The sequence below is a fragment of the Curtobacterium sp. AC273 genome, assembly GCF_979253735.1.
The window spans coordinates 133,186-152,506 of the sequence record NZ_CEEDDU010000001.1; the positions used below are offsets into that span (position 1 = coordinate 133,186).

The 19,321-nt window shown below is 71.8% G+C and carries 15 protein-coding genes and 3 pseudogenes; 9 read left to right on the forward strand and 9 right to left on the reverse strand.

Annotated features, from left to right (window positions below):
- The first annotated feature begins 43 nt into the window (after window positions 1-43).
- Window positions 44-1,438, forward strand: a complete 1,395-nt coding sequence (locus tag ACZ8AI_RS00850) for a Gfo/Idh/MocA family protein (RefSeq protein ID WP_464855764.1) — start codon at window positions 44-46, stop codon at window positions 1,436-1,438.
- 10 nt (window positions 1,439-1,448) lie between these two features.
- On the opposite strand, the pseudogene ACZ8AI_RS00855 reads toward ACZ8AI_RS00850, so the two are convergent.
- Window positions 1,449-1,955: pseudogene (locus ACZ8AI_RS00855) on the reverse strand (MBL fold metallo-hydrolase); the annotation flags it as partial.
- A gap of 580 nt (window positions 1,956-2,535) precedes the next feature.
- Between ACZ8AI_RS00855 and ACZ8AI_RS00860 the strand changes: the two are divergent.
- The 3 genes from ACZ8AI_RS00860 to ACZ8AI_RS00870 are packed head-to-tail and all read left to right on the forward strand — an operon-like array spanning window position 2,536 to window position 4,831.
- The gene (locus ACZ8AI_RS00860; RefSeq protein WP_464855766.1) at window positions 2,536-3,573 is read left to right on the forward strand and encodes a YihY/virulence factor BrkB family protein; all 1,038 of its coding nucleotides are present in this window, start codon (window positions 2,536-2,538) and stop codon (window positions 3,571-3,573) included.
- 36 nt (window positions 3,574-3,609) lie between these two features.
- Window positions 3,610-4,095, forward strand: a complete 486-nt coding sequence (locus tag ACZ8AI_RS00865) for a DedA family protein (protein WP_464855768.1) — start codon at window positions 3,610-3,612, stop codon at window positions 4,093-4,095.
- A 40-nt stretch (window positions 4,096-4,135) separates the two neighbouring features.
- A complete protein-coding gene (locus tag ACZ8AI_RS00870; RefSeq protein ID WP_464855770.1) occupies window positions 4,136-4,831 on the forward strand; it encodes an SDR family oxidoreductase in 696 nt (231 codons plus the stop codon).
- An 18-nt stretch (window positions 4,832-4,849) separates the two neighbouring features.
- Here ACZ8AI_RS00870 and ACZ8AI_RS00875 read toward each other — a convergent pair whose 3' ends face one another.
- A complete protein-coding gene (locus ACZ8AI_RS00875; RefSeq protein ID WP_464855772.1) occupies window positions 4,850-6,499 on the reverse strand; it encodes an ABC-F family ATP-binding cassette domain-containing protein in 1,650 nt (549 codons plus the stop codon).
- A gap of 249 nt (window positions 6,500-6,748) precedes the next feature.
- Between ACZ8AI_RS00875 and ACZ8AI_RS00880 the strand changes: the two genes are divergently transcribed.
- Entirely contained in the window at window positions 6,749-7,168 is a 420-nt protein-coding gene (locus ACZ8AI_RS00880) for a DUF3151 domain-containing protein (RefSeq protein ID WP_464855774.1), read from the forward strand.
- Between the two features lie 93 nt (window positions 7,169-7,261).
- On the opposite strand, the gene ACZ8AI_RS00885 is transcribed toward ACZ8AI_RS00880, so the two are convergent.
- The 5 genes and pseudogenes from ACZ8AI_RS00885 to ACZ8AI_RS00905 all read right to left on the reverse strand — a co-directional run bounded on the left by ACZ8AI_RS00885 (window position 7,262) and on the right by ACZ8AI_RS00905 (window position 13,684).
- Window positions 7,262-8,722 (reverse strand): beta-galactosidase small subunit-related protein, encoded by a 1,461-nt coding sequence (locus tag ACZ8AI_RS00885; RefSeq protein WP_464855776.1) that lies wholly within the window; start codon window positions 8,720-8,722, stop codon window positions 7,262-7,264.
- A gap of 178 nt (window positions 8,723-8,900) precedes the next feature.
- A pseudogene (locus ACZ8AI_RS00890) lies at window positions 8,901-10,100 on the reverse strand (glycoside hydrolase family 2 protein); the annotation flags it as partial.
- 174 nt (window positions 10,101-10,274) lie between these two features.
- Window positions 10,275-11,096 carry a carbohydrate ABC transporter permease gene (locus ACZ8AI_RS00895; RefSeq protein WP_464856354.1) on the reverse strand — a complete coding sequence of 274 codons (822 nt, stop codon included), beginning with the start codon at window positions 11,094-11,096 and terminating at the stop codon, window positions 10,275-10,277.
- Between the two features lie 282 nt (window positions 11,097-11,378).
- Window positions 11,379-12,242, reverse strand: a pseudogene (locus ACZ8AI_RS00900) (carbohydrate ABC transporter permease); the annotation flags it as partial.
- 77 nt (window positions 12,243-12,319) lie between these two features.
- Window positions 12,320-13,684, reverse strand: coding sequence for an ABC transporter substrate-binding protein (locus tag ACZ8AI_RS00905; protein WP_071293135.1), 1,365 nt, complete (start codon window positions 13,682-13,684; stop codon window positions 12,320-12,322).
- Between the two features lie 196 nt (window positions 13,685-13,880).
- Between ACZ8AI_RS00905 and ACZ8AI_RS00910 the strand changes: the two genes are divergently transcribed.
- Together ACZ8AI_RS00910 and ACZ8AI_RS00915 are read left to right on the forward strand one after the other, a co-directional pair.
- Window positions 13,881-14,204, forward strand: coding sequence for a hypothetical protein (locus tag ACZ8AI_RS00910; RefSeq protein ID WP_464855778.1), 324 nt, complete (start codon window positions 13,881-13,883; stop codon window positions 14,202-14,204).
- Window positions 14,205-14,681: 477 nt separating this feature from the next.
- Window positions 14,682-15,350, forward strand: a complete 669-nt coding sequence (locus ACZ8AI_RS00915; RefSeq protein ID WP_464855780.1) for a baeRF2 domain-containing protein — start codon at window positions 14,682-14,684, stop codon at window positions 15,348-15,350.
- A 59-nt stretch (window positions 15,351-15,409) separates the two neighbouring features.
- On the opposite strand, the gene ACZ8AI_RS00920 is transcribed toward ACZ8AI_RS00915, so the two are convergent.
- The gene (locus ACZ8AI_RS00920) at window positions 15,410-16,513 is read right to left on the reverse strand and encodes an MFS transporter (RefSeq protein WP_464855782.1); all 1,104 of its coding nucleotides are present in this window, start codon (window positions 16,511-16,513) and stop codon (window positions 15,410-15,412) included.
- A gap of 280 nt (window positions 16,514-16,793) precedes the next feature.
- Here ACZ8AI_RS00920 and ACZ8AI_RS00925 point away from each other — a divergent pair, with 280 nt between their 5' ends.
- Window positions 16,794-17,495 carry a GntR family transcriptional regulator gene (locus ACZ8AI_RS00925; protein ID WP_464855784.1) on the forward strand — a complete coding sequence of 234 codons (702 nt, stop codon included), beginning with the start codon at window positions 16,794-16,796 and terminating at the stop codon, window positions 17,493-17,495.
- A gap of 6 nt (window positions 17,496-17,501) precedes the next feature.
- On the opposite strand, the gene ACZ8AI_RS00930 is transcribed toward ACZ8AI_RS00925, so the two are convergent.
- Complete coding sequence (locus tag ACZ8AI_RS00930) at window positions 17,502-17,657, reverse strand: hypothetical protein (RefSeq protein WP_175477557.1); 156 nt, start codon at window positions 17,655-17,657, stop codon at window positions 17,502-17,504.
- A gap of 239 nt (window positions 17,658-17,896) precedes the next feature.
- On the opposite strand from ACZ8AI_RS00930, the gene ACZ8AI_RS00935 reads away from it, so the two are divergent.
- The gene (locus tag ACZ8AI_RS00935) at window positions 17,897-19,000 is read left to right on the forward strand and encodes a LacI family DNA-binding transcriptional regulator (protein WP_464855786.1); all 1,104 of its coding nucleotides are present in this window, start codon (window positions 17,897-17,899) and stop codon (window positions 18,998-19,000) included.
- Window positions 19,001-19,321 lie beyond the last annotated feature (321 nt).

A 19,321-nucleotide genomic window follows, 5' to 3' on the forward strand; every position in this document is an offset into this window, starting at 1 on the left:
CGCGGCGTCCGTGGTGCGACACCAGCCACGAGGGAGTGCACGCATGACGGTCCGGATCATCCACGTCGGTCTCGGAGGGTGGGGCGGCAACTGGGCCCGCACCGCCATCCCGGAGGTCACCGAAGTCGAGGTGGTGGGGATCGTCGACCCGGTGCCGGCCACGCTCGAGGCCGTCCGGAAGGACCTCGGCCTGCCGGCGTCCGCGACGTTCGCGTCCCTCACCGAGGCGCTCGCCGGGGTCGAGGCCGACGCCGTCGTCATCACCGCCCCGGCCGTGACGCACGTGCCGCTCGCGCTCGAGGCGCTCGAGGCCGGCAAGCACGTGCTCGTCGAGAAGCCGTTCGCGAACACCACCGACGAGGCCGTGACCGCCGTGCGTCGTGCCGAGGAGCTCGGCCTCGTGCTGCAGGTCAGCCAGAACTACCGCTGGTACCCGGCGCCCCGGGTCGTGCAGGAGCTGCTGGCGAAGGACACCGTCGGCGAGGTCTCGGCGATCACCATCGACTTCCGCCAGTGGGACAACGACCAGCCCGCGGGGGAGTACCCGCACTACGCGTTCCCGCACGCGATGATCAACGACATGGCCATCCACCACTTCGACCTGCTGCGGATGGTCACCGGTCGCGAGGCCGTCCGCGTCTTCGCGAAGGCGTCCTACCCGTCGTACAGCAAGTACCAGGACGAAGCGGTCGCGTCGATGATCATCGAGCTCGACGACGGCCTGGTCGTGAGCTACCGCGGCAGTTGGCTCTCGCGCGCTCCCCGGACGGCCTGGGCCGGCGAGTGGAGCATCCAGGGCGAGGACGGCGAACTCTGGTTCACGAGCCGGAGCGGTGCGCCGAACGCCGTCGAGGGTGACCGCGTCACGATCCGCCGCACGCAGGACGACGAGGCGGCCGCGGTGGAGCTCCCCGCGCTGGAGCACACCGACCGGCAGGGCGGGCTGCAGGCCTTCGCACGCTCGGTCGCCGGCGGTCCGGCCCCCGGCGACGAGCGGCCGCGACAACCTGCGGAGCCTCGCGCTCATGGAGGCGGCGGGCCGTTCCGCGGCGTCGGGTCGCCCCGAGGACGTCGTCGTCCCGTCCTGACGCGGCCGCGCGGGCCGAGTTTCGGGCTGAGCGACAGTTCTCGCGCTCGAACCCGCGAGAACTGTCGCTCACCGCGAAACTCGGGGCACGACCGGCCCCCCACAGCCGGACGGACGCGCCGCCGGTCAGGCGACGCCGGCCGCCCGCCGCGCCTGCGCCACAGCGGCCCGCACGCCGAGCGACCACCCCGGGCCGTGCCCCGGCAGCACGTGCTTCGCCTCGGTGTCCACGAGCCGGTCGAGCGACGCGACCGCGGGTGTCCACGTCGGCGGTGGCCGCGGGGGCGACGATCCGCGGCCCGATCCCGCCGGTGTACGGGTCGAGGGTCACCAGCGCATCGCCGGCGATGACGGCGTCGCGGTCGGCGAAGTGCAGCGCCACGTGCCCGTCGGTGTGCCCCGGCGTCTCGATGATCCACGGGTTGCCGGGGACGTCCGCGCGGGACTCCATCGGCAGGGTGTCCGCGATGCCGTCGACGGTCAGCGCACCGGCGAGGAGCATCTGCCCGAGCGGCACGAGCCCGCCGGGGTGCAGCGCCACGAAGCCGAACCGGTTCGTCTGCGGCCGGTACGAGTACGGGTGCGCGGCGAGGTCCCGGTCGCCCGGGTGCACGTACACGGGCGTGCCCCACTCCCGGTGCATGCGGGCGGCGGTGCCGACGTGGTCGAAGTGCCCGTGGGTGAGCAGGAGCCCCTCCACCTGGGAGTGGCTGTACCCGAGGTCCCGGACGGCGAGCTGCAGGTGCGGCCACGCGGCGGGCAGGCCGGCGTCGACCACGAGCAGCTGGTCGCCGGTCTCGACGAGGTACGTGTTGGTGTGTGCGATCTCGAGGCGGTGGATCCCCTCGGCGACGTCTCGGAAGAGCATGATGCGCACGGTAGCCACGTCACACTGTGCGGCGTTCCGGGGTCGACGTGTAGGAAATGGGGAATGGCCAAGGACAGTCTCCCCGAGCTCGAACTCGCGAACGTCCGCACGCGTGAGCACATCACCGACACCGTGACCGAGATCCGGCGTCGTGCGGACCTGCCCGCCCGCACCCGGCTGGCGATCGCGAAGACCCGGCAGCGCTGGCACCGTGACCCGACGCCGCTCGTGGCGATGGGCATCACCGCGGCCGCCGGGATCGCGGCGATCGTCACCGGCATCGCGCTCCGGAACAGCCCCGCGGGGCACCTGGCCGACCCGCCGGCGAGCTCGGCGTTCACCGCGCTGCTGCCCTTCGGTGCGCGCGGCGGCCCCTCCGCGCAGGAGCAGAACCAGTCCGGCCGGAAGGGCCGCAAGGCCCGGAAGCAGGCCGCCGAGGACGCCCTCGAGCGTGACCCGATGCACAAGGCCCGCGTGAAGCAGCAGGTCGGCATCGCCGCGGTGCAGCGCCGGGCGGACAAGAACCGCAAGCAAGCGGTCAAGCGATCGAAGCAGGCCGTGAAGGCGAGGGGGTAGACCCGTGGCACAGGACCAGCAGAAGCCGGCACCGGACGACGCCCGGAAGCCGGACAGCCCCGCCGACCTCACGAAGCCCACGTTCGTCTACACGCTCAAGAAGACGCTGCGCGAGTTCTCGAGCGACCAGTGCACCGACCTCGCCGCGAGCCTGACGTACTACACGGTGCTCGCCCTCTTCCCCGGGCTGCTCGCCGTCGTGTCGATCCTCGGGCTCGTCTCGGACCCGGCGAAGACCATCGACACCCTGCTCGACGTCGTCCGCAACGTCGGCGGCGGGCAGGTCGCCGACCTGCTGCAGAAGCCGATCGAGGGACTCGTCCGGTCGCCGGCCGCCCCGGTCACGTTCATCGTCGGTCTCGTCGGTGCGCTGTGGTCGGCATCCGGCTACGTCGGCGCGTTCGGCCGGGCCATGAACCGCATCTACAACGTCCGCGAGGGCCGACCGATCTGGAAGCTCCGTCCGACGATGCTCGGCGTGACCCTGTTCACGGTCGTGCTGCTCGTCCTCGGCCTCCTCGCGCTCGTGTCCGGTCCGCTGGCCCGGGCGTTCGGCGACGTGATCGGGCTCGGCGACGTGGCGGCGCTCGTGCTGTCCATCGTGCAGTGGCCGATCCTGCTCGCGATCATGATCATCGTGGTGGCGGTGCTGTACTACTGGGCGCCGAACGTCAAGCAGTCGAAGTTCAAGTGGGTGAGCGGCGGTGCGCTGCTCGCCATCGGCATCTGGATCATCGCGAGCGTCGGCTTCGGCTTCTACGTCGGCAACTTCTCGAACTACAACGCCACGTACGGGTCGCTCGGTGGGGTCATCGTGTTCCTGCTGTGGATCTGGATCACGAACAACGCCCTGCTCTTCGGCGCGGAGTTCGACGCCGAGCTGGAACGCGGGCGGGAGCTCCAGGCGGGCATCCGCGCCGAGGAGGACATCCAGCTGCCCGAGCGTGACACCCGGCAGATCGAGAAGCAGGACGAGCAGCGCGCGAAGGACGTCCTCGAGGGGATCAAGATCCGGCAGAACGCGGGTCGATCCGACGACTGACGGCCTCCTCCCGGCCCGGACCGCTACGGTGCGCCCGTGCCGTCCTTCCTCGAGGGGCTCCCGTTCTGGTGGCTCGTCCTCGCGCTCTTCGCCGTGGTGCTCTGCCGCGCGCAGGCGACGTACTGGCTGGCGCGCGGGGCGGTCGCGGGGGCGTCCCGGTCACGCTGGGGTCGCTGGCTCGATTCGGCCGCGGTCCGTCGCGGGTCGGCGCTCCTGGACCGCTGGGGACTGCCGGTCGTCACGCTGAGCTTCCTCACGGTGGGCCTGCAGACGATCATGAACGCCGCCGCCGGGATCGCCCGGGTGCCGTGGTGGCGGTACACGCTCGCGATGCTGCCCGGGTGCGTGGCCTGGGCGTTCATCTACGCCACCGTCGGCATCGCCCTGTTCTGGGCCGTCCTGGCCACCTTCGCCGGCTCGCCCTGGGGCGTGGTGGTGCTGGTCGCCCTGGTCGTCGCGGCCGGTTTCGGCACCTGGTCGGTGCGTCGTCGACGTCGGCCCACCTCGTCGACGTCCGCCTGACGCCCGGGAGGCACGGCTCGCGTTCCGTAGGCTGGCCTGCGTGACGACAGAACAGCCTCCCGTCCTGCCCACCGCCCTCGTGACGGGCGCGACCCGTGGGATCGGCCGGGCCATCGCCCTCGACCTCGGCCGCACGCACCACGTCCTGGTCGGCGGTCGGACCGCCGACGCCGTCGACGAGCTCGTGGCCCTGCTGCCGCACGCGTCGCCGTTCGTCGGCGACCTCGGCGCCGGTGACGTCCCGGCGCTGCCCGACCGGCTCGACGTGCTCGTGCACAGTGCCGGCGTCGAGCAGGGCACCACGGTCGCCGACACCCCGCGCGCCGTGTGGGAGTCGGTGTTCGCGACGAACCTCTTCGCCGTCGCAGAGCTCACCCGGCTCGCCCTCCCCGCGCTCCGGGCCGCCCGGGGCATCGTCGTGCCGATCAACAGCGGCTCGGGTTTCCACTCCGGCCCCGGCGGCGGCGTGTACGCAGCGTCGAAGTTCGCGCTCCGGGCGTTCGCCGACGCCCTCCGCGACGAGGAGCGGGCGAACGGCGTCCGGGTGTCGAGCGTGCACCCCGGCCGGACGGACTCGGACATGCAGCGTGCGCTGACCGAGAAGCTCGGCGAGGACTACGACACCGCGTACTACCTCGCGCCGGAGGACGTGGCGGACGCCGTCCGCACCGTCGTCGACCTGCCGGAGCGCGGCACGATCGAGTCCCTGGCGATCCGTCCGACGAAGCGGCGCTGACCCGACCCGGGCCCTCCCTCACCCGAGGTCGAGCCGGGTGGTGAGGTCGAGCCGGTCGAGGAACGTCTCGTCGTGGCTGACCACCACGAGGGCCCCGCGGTAGGCCCGGAGCGCGTCCACGAGCTGGTCGACGCTCGTCAGGTCGAGGTCGTTCGTCGGCTCGTCGAGCACCAGGAGCTGCGGCGGCGGGTCGGCGAGCACCAGGCTGGCGAGTGCCACCCGGAACCGCTCGCCGCCGGACAGCGCCCCGGCCGGCCGGTCGACGGTGTCCCCGCGGACCAGGAACCGCGCGAGCCGGTTCCGCACCTCGCCCGGAGCCACGTGCGGTGCGTCCCGTCGCACGTTGTCGAGCACGGTCGCGGTGTCGTCGAGCGAGTCCTTCCGCTGCGGCAGGTACGCGATCCGGTCGACGTGCGGTGTCGCGTGCGTGTCCGGCAGCGGGTGCTCCCGCGCGTCCGGCGTGCCGACGAGCTGTTCGAGCAACGTCGTCTTGCCGACGCCGTTGTCCCCGACGACGGCGATCCGCTCCGGTCCCTGCACCACGGTCTCGCGGCCACGGACGGTGACGGTGGCGATCCGTCGTGCGGCCGGCACGTCCGGGTCGGGCAGGGCGACGTGGATGGACTCGTCGTCGCGCAGCCGGAGTTCGGCCTCGCGGGCGGTGGCGAGCGCCTCCTGCTCGGCGGAGCCGTGCGCGACTCGGAGGCGTCCGGCGGTCTCCTGCGCCTTCTTCCGCTGCTCGTTCGCCAGGATCTTCGGCATCGACCGTCCGGCCTTCTCGCCCGCCTTGGCCCGGCGGGCGATCTTCGTCTCCGCCTCGATCCGCTGCCGTTTCTCGGCGCGGTGGCGTTGCTCGGCGACACGGACCTCGCGCTCGACGGCCGCCTGCTGCACGGCGAGGTGCTCCTCGAACGCGCTGAACGTCCCGCCGAACACGGTCATGCCGCCCGCGCGGAGCTCGGCGGTCTCGTCCACGTGCTCGAGGAGCTCGCGGTCGTGGCTGACGACGACGAGGGTGCCCGGCCAGTCGTCGACCATGTCGAGCAGGAGCCCGCGGCCCCGTCGGTCGAGGTTGTTCGTCGGTTCGTCGAGGAACGCGATCGGCAGTCCGCGCAGCCGGATGCCGGCCACCGCCACCAGGACGGCCTGCCCGCCGGACAGCGTCGACGCCGGTCGGTCGAGGACGTCGCCGTGGACGTCGCCGTGGCCGGTGCCGAGGGTCGGGCCGAGACCGATCGAGTCGAGCGCCGCTGCGGCACGCTCCTCGAGGTCCCAGTCGTCGCCGATCACGTCGAAGTGACCGGGGGAGGCGTCACCGCCGAGCACCGCGCGGAGCGCCGTGAGCGACCGACGGACGCCGAGCAGGTCGGCGACGGTGTCGTCGTTCACCGTCTGCAGGCGTTGCGGCAGGTGGTCGACGGGACCCGACGTCGTGACGGTGCCCGACGTGGGGTGGAGCCGACCGGTCACCAGCCGGACGAGCGTGGACTTGCCGGCCCCGTTCCTCCCGACCAGGCCGGTCCGGCCCCGACCGAAGGCGGTGGTGAGGTGACTGAGCGCGACGGTGCCGTCGGGCCAGGTGAAGCTGACGTCGTTCAGGACGACGGATGGACTGCTGGGCACGGAGGTGCCTCCCCGGTGATCGATGCTGGGCGCACGACACCGCATCCACCACGCACGGCACGGAGCACGGGCGGTGGGGCGCCCGACGGAGGGCGCGCGATCACGGTGTCAGCGCGTGGGCTGAGCAGAACCGGTGATCGACAGCAATCCGTCTTCTTCCGTCGGGGAGTCCCCGTGACCGCCATCCGTGCCGCCGGTCGGTCGTCCCGCCCCGGGTGCCTCGTGATGACGACGAGGAGGTCTCCCACGCTAGGGCCGGGGCCGAGCGAGCGCAAGAGGTGACAGGCTGGGGGCATGCCGGAGAACCTGCTGCCGAACCCGACCGCGAACCCCGAGACCCTCCTCCCCGCCGAGCCGGAGGTGACCGCTGCGCTCGAGGCCGACGCCCCCGTCGCGAGCGTCGTCGTGTCGCACCCGTCGTCGAGCCTGGCGTGGGCGCTCCTCGCCGACGAGGCGTGGGCGCGCGGCGCGACGCTCGAGTCCTACGCCTACGCCCGCGTCGGGTACCACCGCGGGCTCGACGCCCTGCGCAAGGCGGGGTGGCGGGGCGCCGGGCCGGTGCCGTGGTCGCACGAGCCGAACCGCGGCGTGCTCCGGGCGCTGTTCGCGCTGCGTCGGGCGGCCGAGGCGATCGGCGAGGCCGGCGAGCCGGAGCGGCTGACGGAGTTCCTCGACGCGTCCGACCCGGCGGCGATCCCGGCGCTCAGCGCGTAGGCGCGTCGAACCACGGAACCGACGTCGAACCAGCACGATTGCCCGGTTCGACGTCGGTTCGGTGGTTCGACACACAGCGGTGGCGCCCCGCCCCTACGCCAGCACCACGCTCCACGAGAACGCCTGCGGCCACAGCTGGTGCTCGGGCAGGACGTCGAGGCCGCACGCTCGCGACCCGAGCCCGTGCTGCGCCGCATCGAGGTACAGGTACAGGTGCTCCGACGCCGGCAGCTCGTACGGGTGTCCGGCACGGCCGATCTGCTGCGCCGTCCACGGCGACAGGGTGAACCCGGCGCGGTGCGACCCCACGGTTCTCACCGTCAGGTCCGCGACCGACAACGAGCGCAGCGCGGGCCGGTGCCCGGTCTCCTGCGGCATCGAGTAGTCCACGCCGAGCGACCGGACCGGCGCAGTGAACCGACCGACCCGGGCGGCGTGCGACGAGTCGGCGTACGACTCGAGCGGCCCGGTGCCGAACCACGTCGCGTCACCGTCCGCCAGCCCAGGCGGCAGGTCGAACCGCACGCCGATGCGCGGCCACGTGACGTCCCACGCCCCGAACGGCACCGCGTCGGTCTGCAGCAGCAGCCCGGAGTCCGTCAGGGTCCAGCGGTGCGTGACGTCGAGACCCCATCCGCTGTTCGCCGCGGCGACACGCACCCGCTGCTCCAGCCCGTGCGACGTCCGCGACACCGACACGAGGCGGTGCGTCAGCCGGGCGAGCCCGCGGGCCTCCCACTTCGATGCTGACGACGGTGCGGCCGGGTCCCCGACACCGTGCGTGAGCACCGGATCAGCGGTCTCGTAGCCGCCCTGCGATGCTCCACGGTCGTTGTCGGTCGGCGCGCGCCAGAGCTCGAGCCGGGGGCCGGCGACCTCGTGGCCCTTCCAGGACACCAGGTCCCCGCGGGCGCTGAAGGTCCCGTCGCCGAGACGGTCGCCCTCCCAGCCCTGACCGGAGGCCCGTGGGGCCTCCGCTGGACGGCCCGCGACGAGCGTCTGGGTGCGAGCGATGACGTGGCCGGTGTCCGCCCAGGCCGTCGGCCCGGCGAGTTCCGCGACGACGTCGAACCACAGTTCCTCGCCGGGGGCGAGGGCTGCGCCGGCCGCGTCGAGCACGGCGTCCGGGACCGGGATCGTCGCCGACTCGCGGGCCGCGACGACGCCGGGCGTGAACCGGCCCTCCTGCTCGACGACGCCGTTCCGCGTGAGCGTCCAGTGGAACCGGAGCCCGGCGGTCGACGCGGAGTGGAAGCGGTTCTCGACGAGCACGGTGCGGTCCGACACGGCGAACCGGATCGGGGCCACGACGGCCGCGAACTCGGCGAGCCCGGGCGTCGGGGAGTCGTCGGGCAGCACGAGGCCGTCCATCACGAAGTTCCCGTCGTGCACGACCTCGTGGAAGTCGCCGCCGTAGGCGTAGTACGCCTCGCCGGACGCCGTGTGGGCGAGCAGCCCGTGGTCGCGCCACTCCCACACGAACCCGCCGTGCAGGCGCGGGTAGCGGTCGACGAGGGCTTCGTACTCGGCGATCTGGCCGGGTCCGTTGCCCATCGCGTGCACGTACTCGCAGTGGATGAACGGCTTCGAGCGCTGCCGTGCGGCCTCGGCGGGGCCGCAGCCGAGCAGGGGCGTGGCCGTGCCGCCGCCGATGGACTCGGTCTCCTTGCAGGCTCGGGTACATCCGCGAGTACACGTCGGTGTACTCGCCCGTGTAGTCGCCCTCGTAGTGGACCGGGCGTTCGTCGTCGCGGTCGTGCACCCACTGCGCCATCGCGGCCAGGTTCCGGCCGGTGCCGGACTCGTTGCCGAGCGACCACATCACGATCGACGCGTGGTTCTTGTCCCGCTCGACGGTCCGCGCGATGCGGTCGAGGTACGCCTCGCGCCACGCGGGGTCGTCGGACGGGTTGCCCTGCCAGTCGAGGAACACGAACCCGTGCGTCTCGAGGTCGCACTCCAGGATCACCCAGAACCCGAGCTCGTCGGCGAGGTCGAGCACGCGGGGGTGCGGCGGGTAGTGCGAGGTGCGGATGGCGTTGACGTTGTGCCGCTTCATGAGCGCCATGTCCGCGCGCGCGTGCTCCTCGTCGAAGACACGGCCGCGCGTCGGGTGGGTCTCGTGCCGGTTGACGCCGTGGAACACCACGCGCTCGCCGTTCACCGTGAACCGGTCGCCGTCGATCGCCACGGTCCGGAACCCGAGCCGCAGCGAGACGGTCTCCCCACCCGCGGACCCGCCCGCCTTCGTGCCCGTGGACAGCGTGGCGTCGTACAGTTTCGGCAGCTCAGCGCTCCACGGTTCGACGCCCTCGACCTCGATCGGCGCGACGTCGTCGGCGGACTGCCACACGACGTCGACGCCCAGGTCGGGCACGACGAAACGCACCGGGAACGCCGCGTCGAGCGTCGGGAACGAGATCGTCCCGGTACCCGTCGACGGTCGCCCGGACGCCGCGGTGCCCGCCGTCGCCGCGGATCCGAGCGATGCCGCCCACGACGCCCGGACGAACACGTCGTCGAGCGGGGCCGTCGGCCGGGCGAGCAGCGTGACGTCACGGAAGATGCCCGGCAGCCACCACTGGTCCTGGTCCTCCAGGTAGGACGCCGCCGACCACTGGTGCACCCGCACCCGGACCTCGTTCGCGCCCGGCCGCAGCAGCGACGTGACGTCGAACTCGGTCGCCAGCCGGGACCCGGTCGACCAGCCCAGCTCCGTGTCGTTCACCCAGACCGTGAAGTGCGACTCCACCCCGTCGAAGCGCAGCAGCACCCGGGCCGCCGCGTCGAAGGTGCTCGGCAGGTCGAAGGTGCGGCGGTAGTCGCCGGTGGGGTTCTCCTCCGGCGGGTGCGGCGGGTCGATCGGGAACGGGTACTGCAGGTTCGTGTAGCTCGGCGAGCCGTGCCCGTGCAGGACCCAGTGCGCCGGCACCGGGAGGGTGCCCCACTCGTCCTCCGGCCCCGGCAGCGGGACGTCCGCGACGGGGGACCACCGGGAAGTCCCACTCCCCGTTCAGTGACAGGGACGGAGCGTCGGTGTGCAACCAGGCCCGAGGGGCGCGCCGGGTGTCCGAGCCGGGAGCAGGAGAGACGAGTGCGGCGATGGTCAACCCTTGACCGATCCTTCCGTGAGGCCTCCGCGCCAGAAGCGCTGGAGGACGATGATGGCGATGACGAGCGGGATGACCGAGACGAGCACCCCGCCGGTGGTGAGCTGGTAGAACTCCGGCAGCCGGTCCACCTGGGACCGCCAGTTGTTGAGTCCCAGTGTGATCGGGTACAGCTTCTGGTCTGCCAGCATGATGAGCGGCAGGAAGAAGTTGTTCCAGATGCCGACGACCTGGAACAGGAACACCGTGACGAGCGCCGGCGTCATCTGCCGGAGCACGATCGTGTGGAAGATCCGGAGCTCCCCGGCCCCGTCGATGCGGGCCTGTTCGAGGAGCGCCGTGTCCACCGACGCCGCGGCGTACACCCGGCAGAGGAACAGGCCGAACGGGGAGACGAGGCTCGGGATGAGCACGCTCCAGTACGTGTCCGTCAGTCCCATGGTCGAGAACAGCAGGAACAGCGGCAGTGCCGTCGCGGTCCCGGGCACGAGCACGCCGCCGAGGATCGTGCCGAACACGAGCTGCCGGCCCCGGAACTCGTACTTCGCGAGCGCGTACCCGCCGGCGGCGGCGAAGTACGTCGCGAGGACGGCGCCCACGCCCGAGTACAGGATGCTGTTCGCGATCCAGCGGACGAAGATCCCGCCGTCGTAGGTGAACACCTGCTGGATGTTGCTGAACAGGGCGAAGTCGCCGCCGAACCAGAACCCGTTCGTGGCGAACAGGGCCCCCGTGGTCTTCGTCGCCGCGATGACGACCCAGTAGAGCGGCACGAGGAAGTAGATCGCGACGATGACGAGGATGCCCGTCACCACGATCTGCGACTTGCCGGACCGGTCGAGCTTCCGCCGCTGGTGCGCACCTGATCGACGTGGTGTCGACGGGGACGGCGGTCTTCGCGCTCGCCGGCGCTTCGATGGCTTCGCTGGTCATGCGTCCGCTCCCTTCGTTCCGTTCTGCAGACCGGACGGGCCCTGGAGGCCCGGTGCGGCTTGGGTGGTGACCACCGGTCGGGCCGACGCGCGCGTCTGGAGCGCGCGCTGCGCCTCCAGGCCGTCTCGCCGTGCCCGCTTACGGTTGTCCCGTTCGTCCTTCGGCGGCCGGTTCGTCAGCGCGAGGAACGCGAACGACAGGATGAACGCGGCCAGCGCGATGATGACGGCCTGTGCGCTGGCGACGCCGTACTCGTTGAACGCGAACGCGTTCGTGTAGGCGGCGTAGTTCGGCGTGTACTCGGAGTCGATGGCGGGCGCGACCGTCGACAGGATCTGCGGCTCTGCGAAGAGCTGCAGCGTGCCGATGATCGAGAAGACCGTCGTGAGCACCAGGGCCGGCGCGATGAGCGGGATCTGGATCCGCCACGCGACCTGGAACGCGTTCGCGCCGTCCACCCTCGCGGCCTCGTAGACCTCGCCGGGGATCGACTTCAACTGCGCCACGATGATGAGCATGTTGTAGCCGGTGTACGTCCACGTGACGATGTTCGCGATCGACCAGAGCACGCTGTTCGCGCCGAGGAAGTCCGGCTGCAACCCGACGGCCTGCAGCATCGACACGATCGGCGACAGCCCCGGCACGTACAGGAACGACCAGAGGATCGTCGCGATGACCCCGGGGACGCCGTACGGCATGAAGTAGACCGCACGGAAGAAGCCCGGCCAGCGGGCGCTCGCCGACTCGAGGAGCAGCGCGAGGATCGTGCACGCGATGATCATCACGGGCACCTGCACGACGCCGAACAGCAGCATCCGGCCGATCGACGCGACGAAGCCGCTGTCGTTCAGCGCGGTGACGTAGTTGTCGAAGCCGGCGAACCGGCCGGTGACGCCGTCCTCGCCGAAGAGTCCCTGCCGGTCGACGGTCGTGAACGACTGGAACAGGGCGCTGATGATCGGGATGATGAACGTCAGCACGAACAGGGCGAGGAACGGGGCGAGCAGCATCCACGGCGCACGCTTCTGCGCGACCGTGGCCTTCGTGCTCGTGCGGAACCCGGTCTTCGTGCTGGTCGACTGGCCGGGCTTCGTGCTGGTCTGCTGGCTCATCGTGCCGTCCTGACGCTGAGGCCCTTGTCCTTGAAGGACTGGACGATCTCCTTCTGCGCGAGCTCCACCGCGTCGGTGAGCTTGAGCCCGCTGGTGAGCTTGCGGCGGAACTGGTTCTGCAGGCTCGTGAAGGCCGACTGCGTCACCGGCGACCACGACCAGTCGATGTTCTGCTCCTTGGCGGCGGGGACGAAGACGTCCTCGTTGTAGTTCTGGCCGGAGAACCACGGGCTCGGCTTCTCGCGTTGCTTGCCGATGTAGTCCTTCGCGGGCGACCAGCCGATGCCGCAGTACTTGATCATCGCGTCGATGCCCGCCTTCGAGGTGGTCATCCACGTGATGAACTCGAGCGCCTCCTTCGGGTGCTGCGAGTTCGCGAGGACCGCGGCGGTCGACCCGCCGATCGCACTCGAGCCGAAGCCGGTGTCGCCCCACTTCTGCATCGGCGCGACCTTCCACTTGCCCTCGCCGCCCTGCACCGACTCGATGAGTGCGTCACCCCAGCTCGCGCTCGTGACGGCCGCGATCTTGCCGCTCGCCGCCGAGGCGTACCAACCGGGCGAGTACGCGCCGGCGCTGGTGTCGACGAGCTTGTCGTCGATGACGCCGTCGAAGAACTCGGCGACCATCAGGGTCTTGTCGTCCGTCATGTCCACGACCCACTCGTCGCCGTCGACCTTGAACCACCGGGCGCCGGCCTGCTGCGCGTACGCGGCGAAGGGCGACGCGTCGGCGACCGGGAACACCTCGAGGTAGTTCTGCGGCCCGGTCTTGCGGACCTTCTCGGCGAGCTCGCGCCACTCGTCCCACGTCGCCGGGGGCTCACCGCCGGCCTGCTCGAGCAGGGCCGTCTGGTAGTAGAACCCCATCGGGCCGGTGTCCTGCGGGATACCGTAGACACCGTCGACGAACGAGACCTGCGCCCAGGCGGCGTCGTCGTACTTCGCCTGCACGTCCTTCGCGCCGTAGCGGGCGAGGTCCACCAGGCCGTTCGCGAGCATGAACTCCGGGATCTGCCGGAGCTCGACCTGCCCGATGTCCGGGCCACCGCCGGCCGCCAGCGCGGAGTACATCTTCTGGTACCCGCCGCTGTTGCCGCCGGGGATCCAGTTCGCGTTCACCTGGATGTCCGGGTGCGAGGCGTTCCAGACGTCGCAGACCTTCTGCAGGTCCTTGAGCCAGGCCCAGTAGGTCAGCGTGACCTTCTGGCCGCTCGCGGCGGCGGGGATGACCGCCGCCTTGTTCACGTTCGTCGAGCCGGGGACCGCGCATCCGGCGAGCAGGCCGGTGGCGGCCGCTCCGATCCCGAATCCGAACAGCTGTCGTCTCGTGAGTGGTCGTCGTGGGTTCGATGGCGTCATTGCCTGCACCTCGGTTCGTCGTCGAGCGGGGTTGAGCACACCCAACCACAAAACCGAGCGCTGGTGCAGTTTCGACTTCGGTCTGAACGTTCGCTCCGACCTGCGAACGCGCATCGGAGCGGCGGTGGAAGGTGGGGGACCACGACAGCCGGACCGGCGACGAACGCCACCTCCGGCACGAACGGGAGGAGAAGCGATGACCGATCGCGGGAACACCACCCACCGGCCCGAACTCGACGAGCAGCTCGCGCACGAAGCGCAGAGCATCGTCCAGGGGCACGGCAGCAACAGTCACGTCGAGGAGTTCCGACAGTCCGAGCCGGTCCCCGACGACACCGACGACGCCGAGACCGTCGCGGCCTCGGGCTACGACGGTGCCGTCGAGGGTGAGCTGCTGGACGACACCACGAGCACCGTCGCCGAGGACGACGCCGACGGCGCGGGAACGCCGGTCTACACGACCGAGACCGACCAGGTCTCCGAGGGGAAGGTGGTGGACCATGGCGCAGACGACGCGTGAGACCACGGCACTGCAGCACGATCTCGTCCGCGCCCTGCAGGAACCGGGCACCTGGACGTGGGCGTACGTCGACGCGTCGGGCAACCGTGAGGACCCGCGTCGCATCGCCGCGCTCCAGCGCCGGTCCGTCTCCGACGGGCTGAAGGAACAGGGTGGGTCCGCGCGGGCGATCGAGATCATCGAGGAGGAACTCGTCGAGCAGCCCGGGGTCCCGGCGCCGGTCGCACGGTACGTGCTCGTGCGGGACGACGAGCTCGTCCTGAGCGAGGTCCTGCCCGGGCACCTCCGCGGCCAGGAGTCGATCGGCACCGGGGCGGTCCCCGACCTCCTGCCGCTGCTCGCCCACCGGCCGTTCGACCTGCCGTTCCTGGTGGCCGTCGTCGGACGCGAGGGCGGGGGTTCCGTGGCTACCGACTCGGACACGCACCCTCAGGTGACCCCGAGGACGAACAGCGCATCCAGGGCCGCACCGACACGTTGCACTACGCGAAGGCGGGCACCGGGTGGAAGCAGCCGCACTGGCAGGCGCACACCGAGGAGATCTGGAAGCAGACCGCCGGCGAGGTCGCGGCAGCGCTCGAGGAGACCGTCCGTGCGACGTCCCCGCGGTTGATCGTCATCGCCGGGGACATCCGCGCCCGTGAACTGCTCCGCGGCGAACTCTCGTCGTCCACCCGTTCGCTCGTGACCGAGGTCGCCGTGGACCCCCGCGCCGACGACGCGTCCGAGAAGGCGCTCGTGCAGCACGTCAACCTCGCGCTCGCCCGCGTCCTGGCCTCCAGGCGCCACGACGTGCAGGACCTCATCCGCACGCACGAGGGCCGCGGCGACAACGAGAGCGTCAGCGGGATCGGCGCCGTCGTCAGTGCACTGCAGCAGGCCCAGGCGGCCGTCGTCGCCCTCGACGCCGGGGCGCTCGGCGACCGGACGCTCTACGCGCTCGACGCCGCGCCGTGGGTCGCCACCGCTCCCGAGCAGGCAGCGGGTGCCGGTGTGCTCGGGCAGGTGCCGGCCGTGTGCGCGCTCGTCCGGGCGATCGTGCTCACCGACGCCGAGCTCGTCCTGGTGAACGCCGCGTCGCTGCCGAGCGGTGCTGCCGCGACGGCGCTGCTGCGGTGGCCGGTGGGACCCGCCGTCCCGGCCTGAGACGCATGCGAGGCGCACCCCGTCCGTGCGTCCGTCCGTCCGCCCGCCCGCCGCATGCTTCATGGAGCAGGAATCGTCGGGTCGCAGCTCGCGACCCGACGATTCCTGCTCCCCGGGCGCACTCGGCGTCGGCGTGCGCGGTCCCGCGGGTCAGTCGTGCGAGCGGTCGTGGCGTGGCACCAGGGGCAGCGCCAGCACGGGCAGCACCGCCACGATCCCGAACGACGCCGCGAAGCCGAGGGCCCCGACGGAGTGCACCGATCCCCGGGCCGACGGCGCTCGCCGCGATGAACTGCCCCGTGTTCTGGGCCCCGAGTGCCCGACCCGACCAGAACGGCCCAGCCGCCTCGGCGACCGACGATGTAGGCCAGGCCGTTGTCGGCGACCGTCACGCTCGTCGCGATGACCAGGAACACCGCGGCCCCGGCGAGGTGTGTCACGTCGACGAGCGTCAACAGGCCCATCACCACGGCTGCACTCACGGCGACGATCCGCAACGGTCCCACCCGCGAGCCCGCGCGGTCGCTCCAGACCCCCACCAGGATCCGACCGATCGCCCCGACGAACTGCGACGCTCCCACGAGCAGACCGGCCGCCGGTGTCGACCACCCCAACCCGACGAGCCACACCAGCCCGTAGGTCGACAGCGTGAACTGCGGCACGACCAGCAGGATCGACACCGCGTGGACCCGCCACAGGAAGCCGTTCGTCCGGTACGGGTTGTCCGTGACCGCGCAGTCGGCGCGGCCGATCGTGCGGGGGCGCGGCGGGTTGGCGATGCCGATCGCGCAGCACACCGCCAGCACCGCGCAGAGGACGATCGGCAGGACGAGCGCCGCCCGGATGCCGGACGCCTCGGCGAGCTGCGGGACCGTGACCGCGGCCAGCGTCACCCCGAGCGGCTGCGACATCTGCCGGATCCCCATCGCCAGGCCGCGGCGCTCCTTCGGGAACCAGCCCACCACGACGCGCCCGCTCGCGGCGTTCGTCGAGGCACTCGTCATGCCGCCCGCCAGGAACGCCAGCCCGAGCAGCACCGGGTTCCCCGCGGCCGTCCACGCGGCGGCGACCGCGAGGGTCGTGAGCACGAGCCCGCCGGCGATCACGAGGCGCTCGCCGAAGCGGTCGGTGATCGCACCCCAGGCGATCAGTGTCAGGACCATGCCGAACGTCGGTGCTGCGGCGAGGACGCCCGCGAGCGTGAGCGAGAGTCCCCTGCGCGTGCAGGTACGGGATGAGGAGCGCGGGCGCCGAGACGACGAGCGTCCCTGCTGCCTGGGCGGCGACCCCGAGCGCGAGCATCGTCCACGCCCTGCCGGGGATCGGGGGAGTGGTGGTTGCGCGTGGAGCCGTGGTGGTCATCGGAGTCGTTTCGTCGCGGAACTGATTGGTATACCAAAACGGTATACCATTCCGCGACGTCCGCCACTAGGCTGGTGCGCCGTGAGCGAGACGACCGACGAACCGCCCGTGTCGCAGACGAGCCAGCTCTACGACAACCTGCGGTCCGCGATCCTGACGCTCGAGATCGCCCCCGGGGAACGGATCTCCGAGCGGGGTCTCGAGGCGCGCTTCCACGCGTCCCGTACGCCCGTCCGTGCGGCGCTCTCACGGCTCGAGCGCGAAGGGCTCATCCTGCACGAGGGCCGCTCGTGGACGGTCACCCCGATCGACCTCGACGAGATCGCCTCGCTCGCCGAACTCCGTGGCGTGCTGGAACCCGCAGCCGCCCGCCTTGCGGTCGAGCGCGCGTCGGAGGACCAGCTCGCCGAGGTTCGGGCACACCTCGACACCCTCCGCCCGACGCCGGACCAGCAGGCCGGCATCCGGATGGGCTCGACGTTCCACCTCGACCTAGCAGCGCTCGGCGGCAACCGGTTCATCACCGACGCGATCGCCGACGCGCTCACGCGCCTCGAGCGCACGCGGTGGATCGAGGTGCGCACGCCGGAGGCCCGCGACGCCGCCTGGGACGAGCACAGCGCCATCATCGACGCGATGCGCGCCGGCGACGGCGACCGCGCTGCCGACCTGCTCGCCGCACACGTCGCGGGGACGAACGACCGGTTGCTCGCCTGGATCGCGCAGGAACGCCGCCGGCTCCGAGGAGCGGGCATGGCGATCGTCGGCGCGACCGAGCGCTGACCGGACTTACGGTCTCGACGCGCCGTCCTCAGCGGCGTCGATCTGGTCGAAGATCCACGCCGTGCTGCCGTCGGAGTGGTCGAGCAGTGCGTCCTTGACCTCTTGCTCGTCGGTGTTCTGTCGCTGGGAGAGCTTGCTCCCGGAACGTGTCGACTGTGACATGGACTGTCCTTCCCTGCGTGTGTGGGCATCGTGATCCACGCGGGCATGCTGCCCGCCGATGCGCTTCCTCACGGGACGTACTGAGGTCGTCACAGTGTCCCGCCGCTCATCCGCAGAACGCAAGGGGTTTCCGCCAGGTGTGGAGAAGTCGTCCCCGGCGCCTGCCTAGGATGGTGCGGCCGCCGGCTCGCGGCGCGAGGGCAGCGGACGTCACGCAGGCGTCGGACGGGAGGCACGGCTTGGCCGAGCAGCGCACGGCGCCTCCCACGGTCTACGACGTCGCGTCCGCGGCCGGGGTGTCGATCGCCACGGTCTCGCGCGTGCTGCGGACGCCGGACGCGGTCCGCGAGGGCACGCGAGACCGCGTGCAGGCGGCGATCCGGACGCTCGGCTACGTCCCCTCGGGGAACGCCCGCGCCCTCGCCGGCAAGCGCACCGGCGTGGTCGGACTGCTACTGCCCGGGTTCGACGTCGTGCCCGACGAGCGGCCCGACCTCGTCACCGACGGTGGTGTCCGGGTCGTCGACGACCGTCGTCACGTGACGCAGCCGTTCTCGTCCAACCTGTACTTCGACGAGGTCCTGCGCGGCGCCGAGACCGAGGCGTGGCAGCGCGGCCTGGCGCTCATGGTCGCCGCCGGTCGTGGTTCGTCCCGCGACGTCATCGTCAACGACGTCGCCGGCCGGGTCGACGGACTCGCGGTCCTCGCGCAGACCGTGCCGGACGACCTGCTCGAGCACGTCGCCCGGCGCATCCCCGTCGTGGTGCTCGCGGACGACCGGCGCTCGCACGGCTTCGACTCCGTGAGCGTCGACAACGCCGCGGGCATGCGCACGATCGGCGCCCACGTGATCGGGCGGCTCGGCATCCGGTCCCTCGTGTACCTGGCCGGGCCGATCGACTCGCCGGACGACATGGAGCGGTCGGCGGGGTTCCGACAGGCGCTCGACGACCACGGGGTGCCCGCGTCCTCCGTCCGGGTCGTGCACGGCGACTTCGGACGGGTCAGGGCGCGCGAGCTCGCCGCGCAGCTGCTCGAGGGTGCCGAGGTGCCGCGGGCGATCGTCTGCTCGAACGACCAGTCCGCGCTCGGGGTGCTCGACGCCGCCGGGGCCCGCGGGGTGCGCGTCCCGGAGGACCTCGTCGTCACCGGCTTCGACGGCATCGACGCCGGACGGTTCTCGGCGCCGCCGCTGACCACCGTGCACCAGCCGATGGGTGCGCTCGGGCGGGCGGCCGTCCGGGCGATCGTGGACCGGCTCGAGCGGCGCGAGGGTCCTCCGCGCGCGATGCGCCTGCCCGTCGAGGTGCTCCTCCGCGAGAGCTGCCCGCCGTCTCTCTAGCCGACGGCGCCGGCACCGCGACCGGCGGGCCGCCGAGATCGCACAATGCGTCGCGTTCGTGGCCGGCGGGCGGCACTTCGTGCGACCTCACCGGACGTGAGCGGCGTGTTGCGCCACTTCGTCGCGCCCGCGCCGCACGCCCCGCCGAGATCGCACAATGCGTCACGCTCGTGGCCGATGGGCGGCACTTCGTGCGACCTCGCCGGACGTGAGCGGCGTGTTGTGCCACTTCGCCGCGCCCGCCCTCCCCGCGTGCCCTCCTTGTGCCGCCCCGGGAAAGAATCCCCGACCCGACACCCGCTTGCAGAACGCGATGTAGCG

Bases quoted from the DNA above. Each gene is read 5' to 3' on its own strand.
- ACZ8AI_RS00885 (WP_464855776.1), bottom strand. From the start codon at position 8,722: ATGGGCAACGGACCCGGCCAGATCGCCGAGTACGAAGCCCTCGTCGAC.
- ACZ8AI_RS00910 (WP_464855778.1), top strand. From the start codon at position 13,881: ATGACCGATCGCGGGAACACCACCCACCGGCCCGAACTCGACGAGCAG.
- ACZ8AI_RS00905 (WP_071293135.1), bottom strand. From the start codon at position 13,684: ATGACGCCATCGAACCCACGACGACCACTCACGAGACGACAGCTGTTC.
- ACZ8AI_RS00930 (WP_175477557.1), bottom strand. From the start codon at position 17,657: ATGTCACAGTCGACACGTTCCGGGAGCAAGCTCTCCCAGCGACAGAAC.
- ACZ8AI_RS00880 (WP_464855774.1), top strand. From the start codon at position 6,749: ATGCCGGAGAACCTGCTGCCGAACCCGACCGCGAACCCCGAGACCCTC.
- ACZ8AI_RS00875 (WP_464855772.1), bottom strand. From the start codon at position 6,499: ATGCGGTGTCGTGCGCCCAGCATCGATCACCGGGGAGGCACCTCCGTG.
- ACZ8AI_RS00920 (WP_464855782.1), bottom strand. From the start codon at position 16,513: ATGGTCCTGACACTGATCGCCTGGGGTGCGATCACCGACCGCTTCGGC.
- ACZ8AI_RS00850 (WP_464855764.1), top strand. From the start codon at position 44: ATGACGGTCCGGATCATCCACGTCGGTCTCGGAGGGTGGGGCGGCAAC.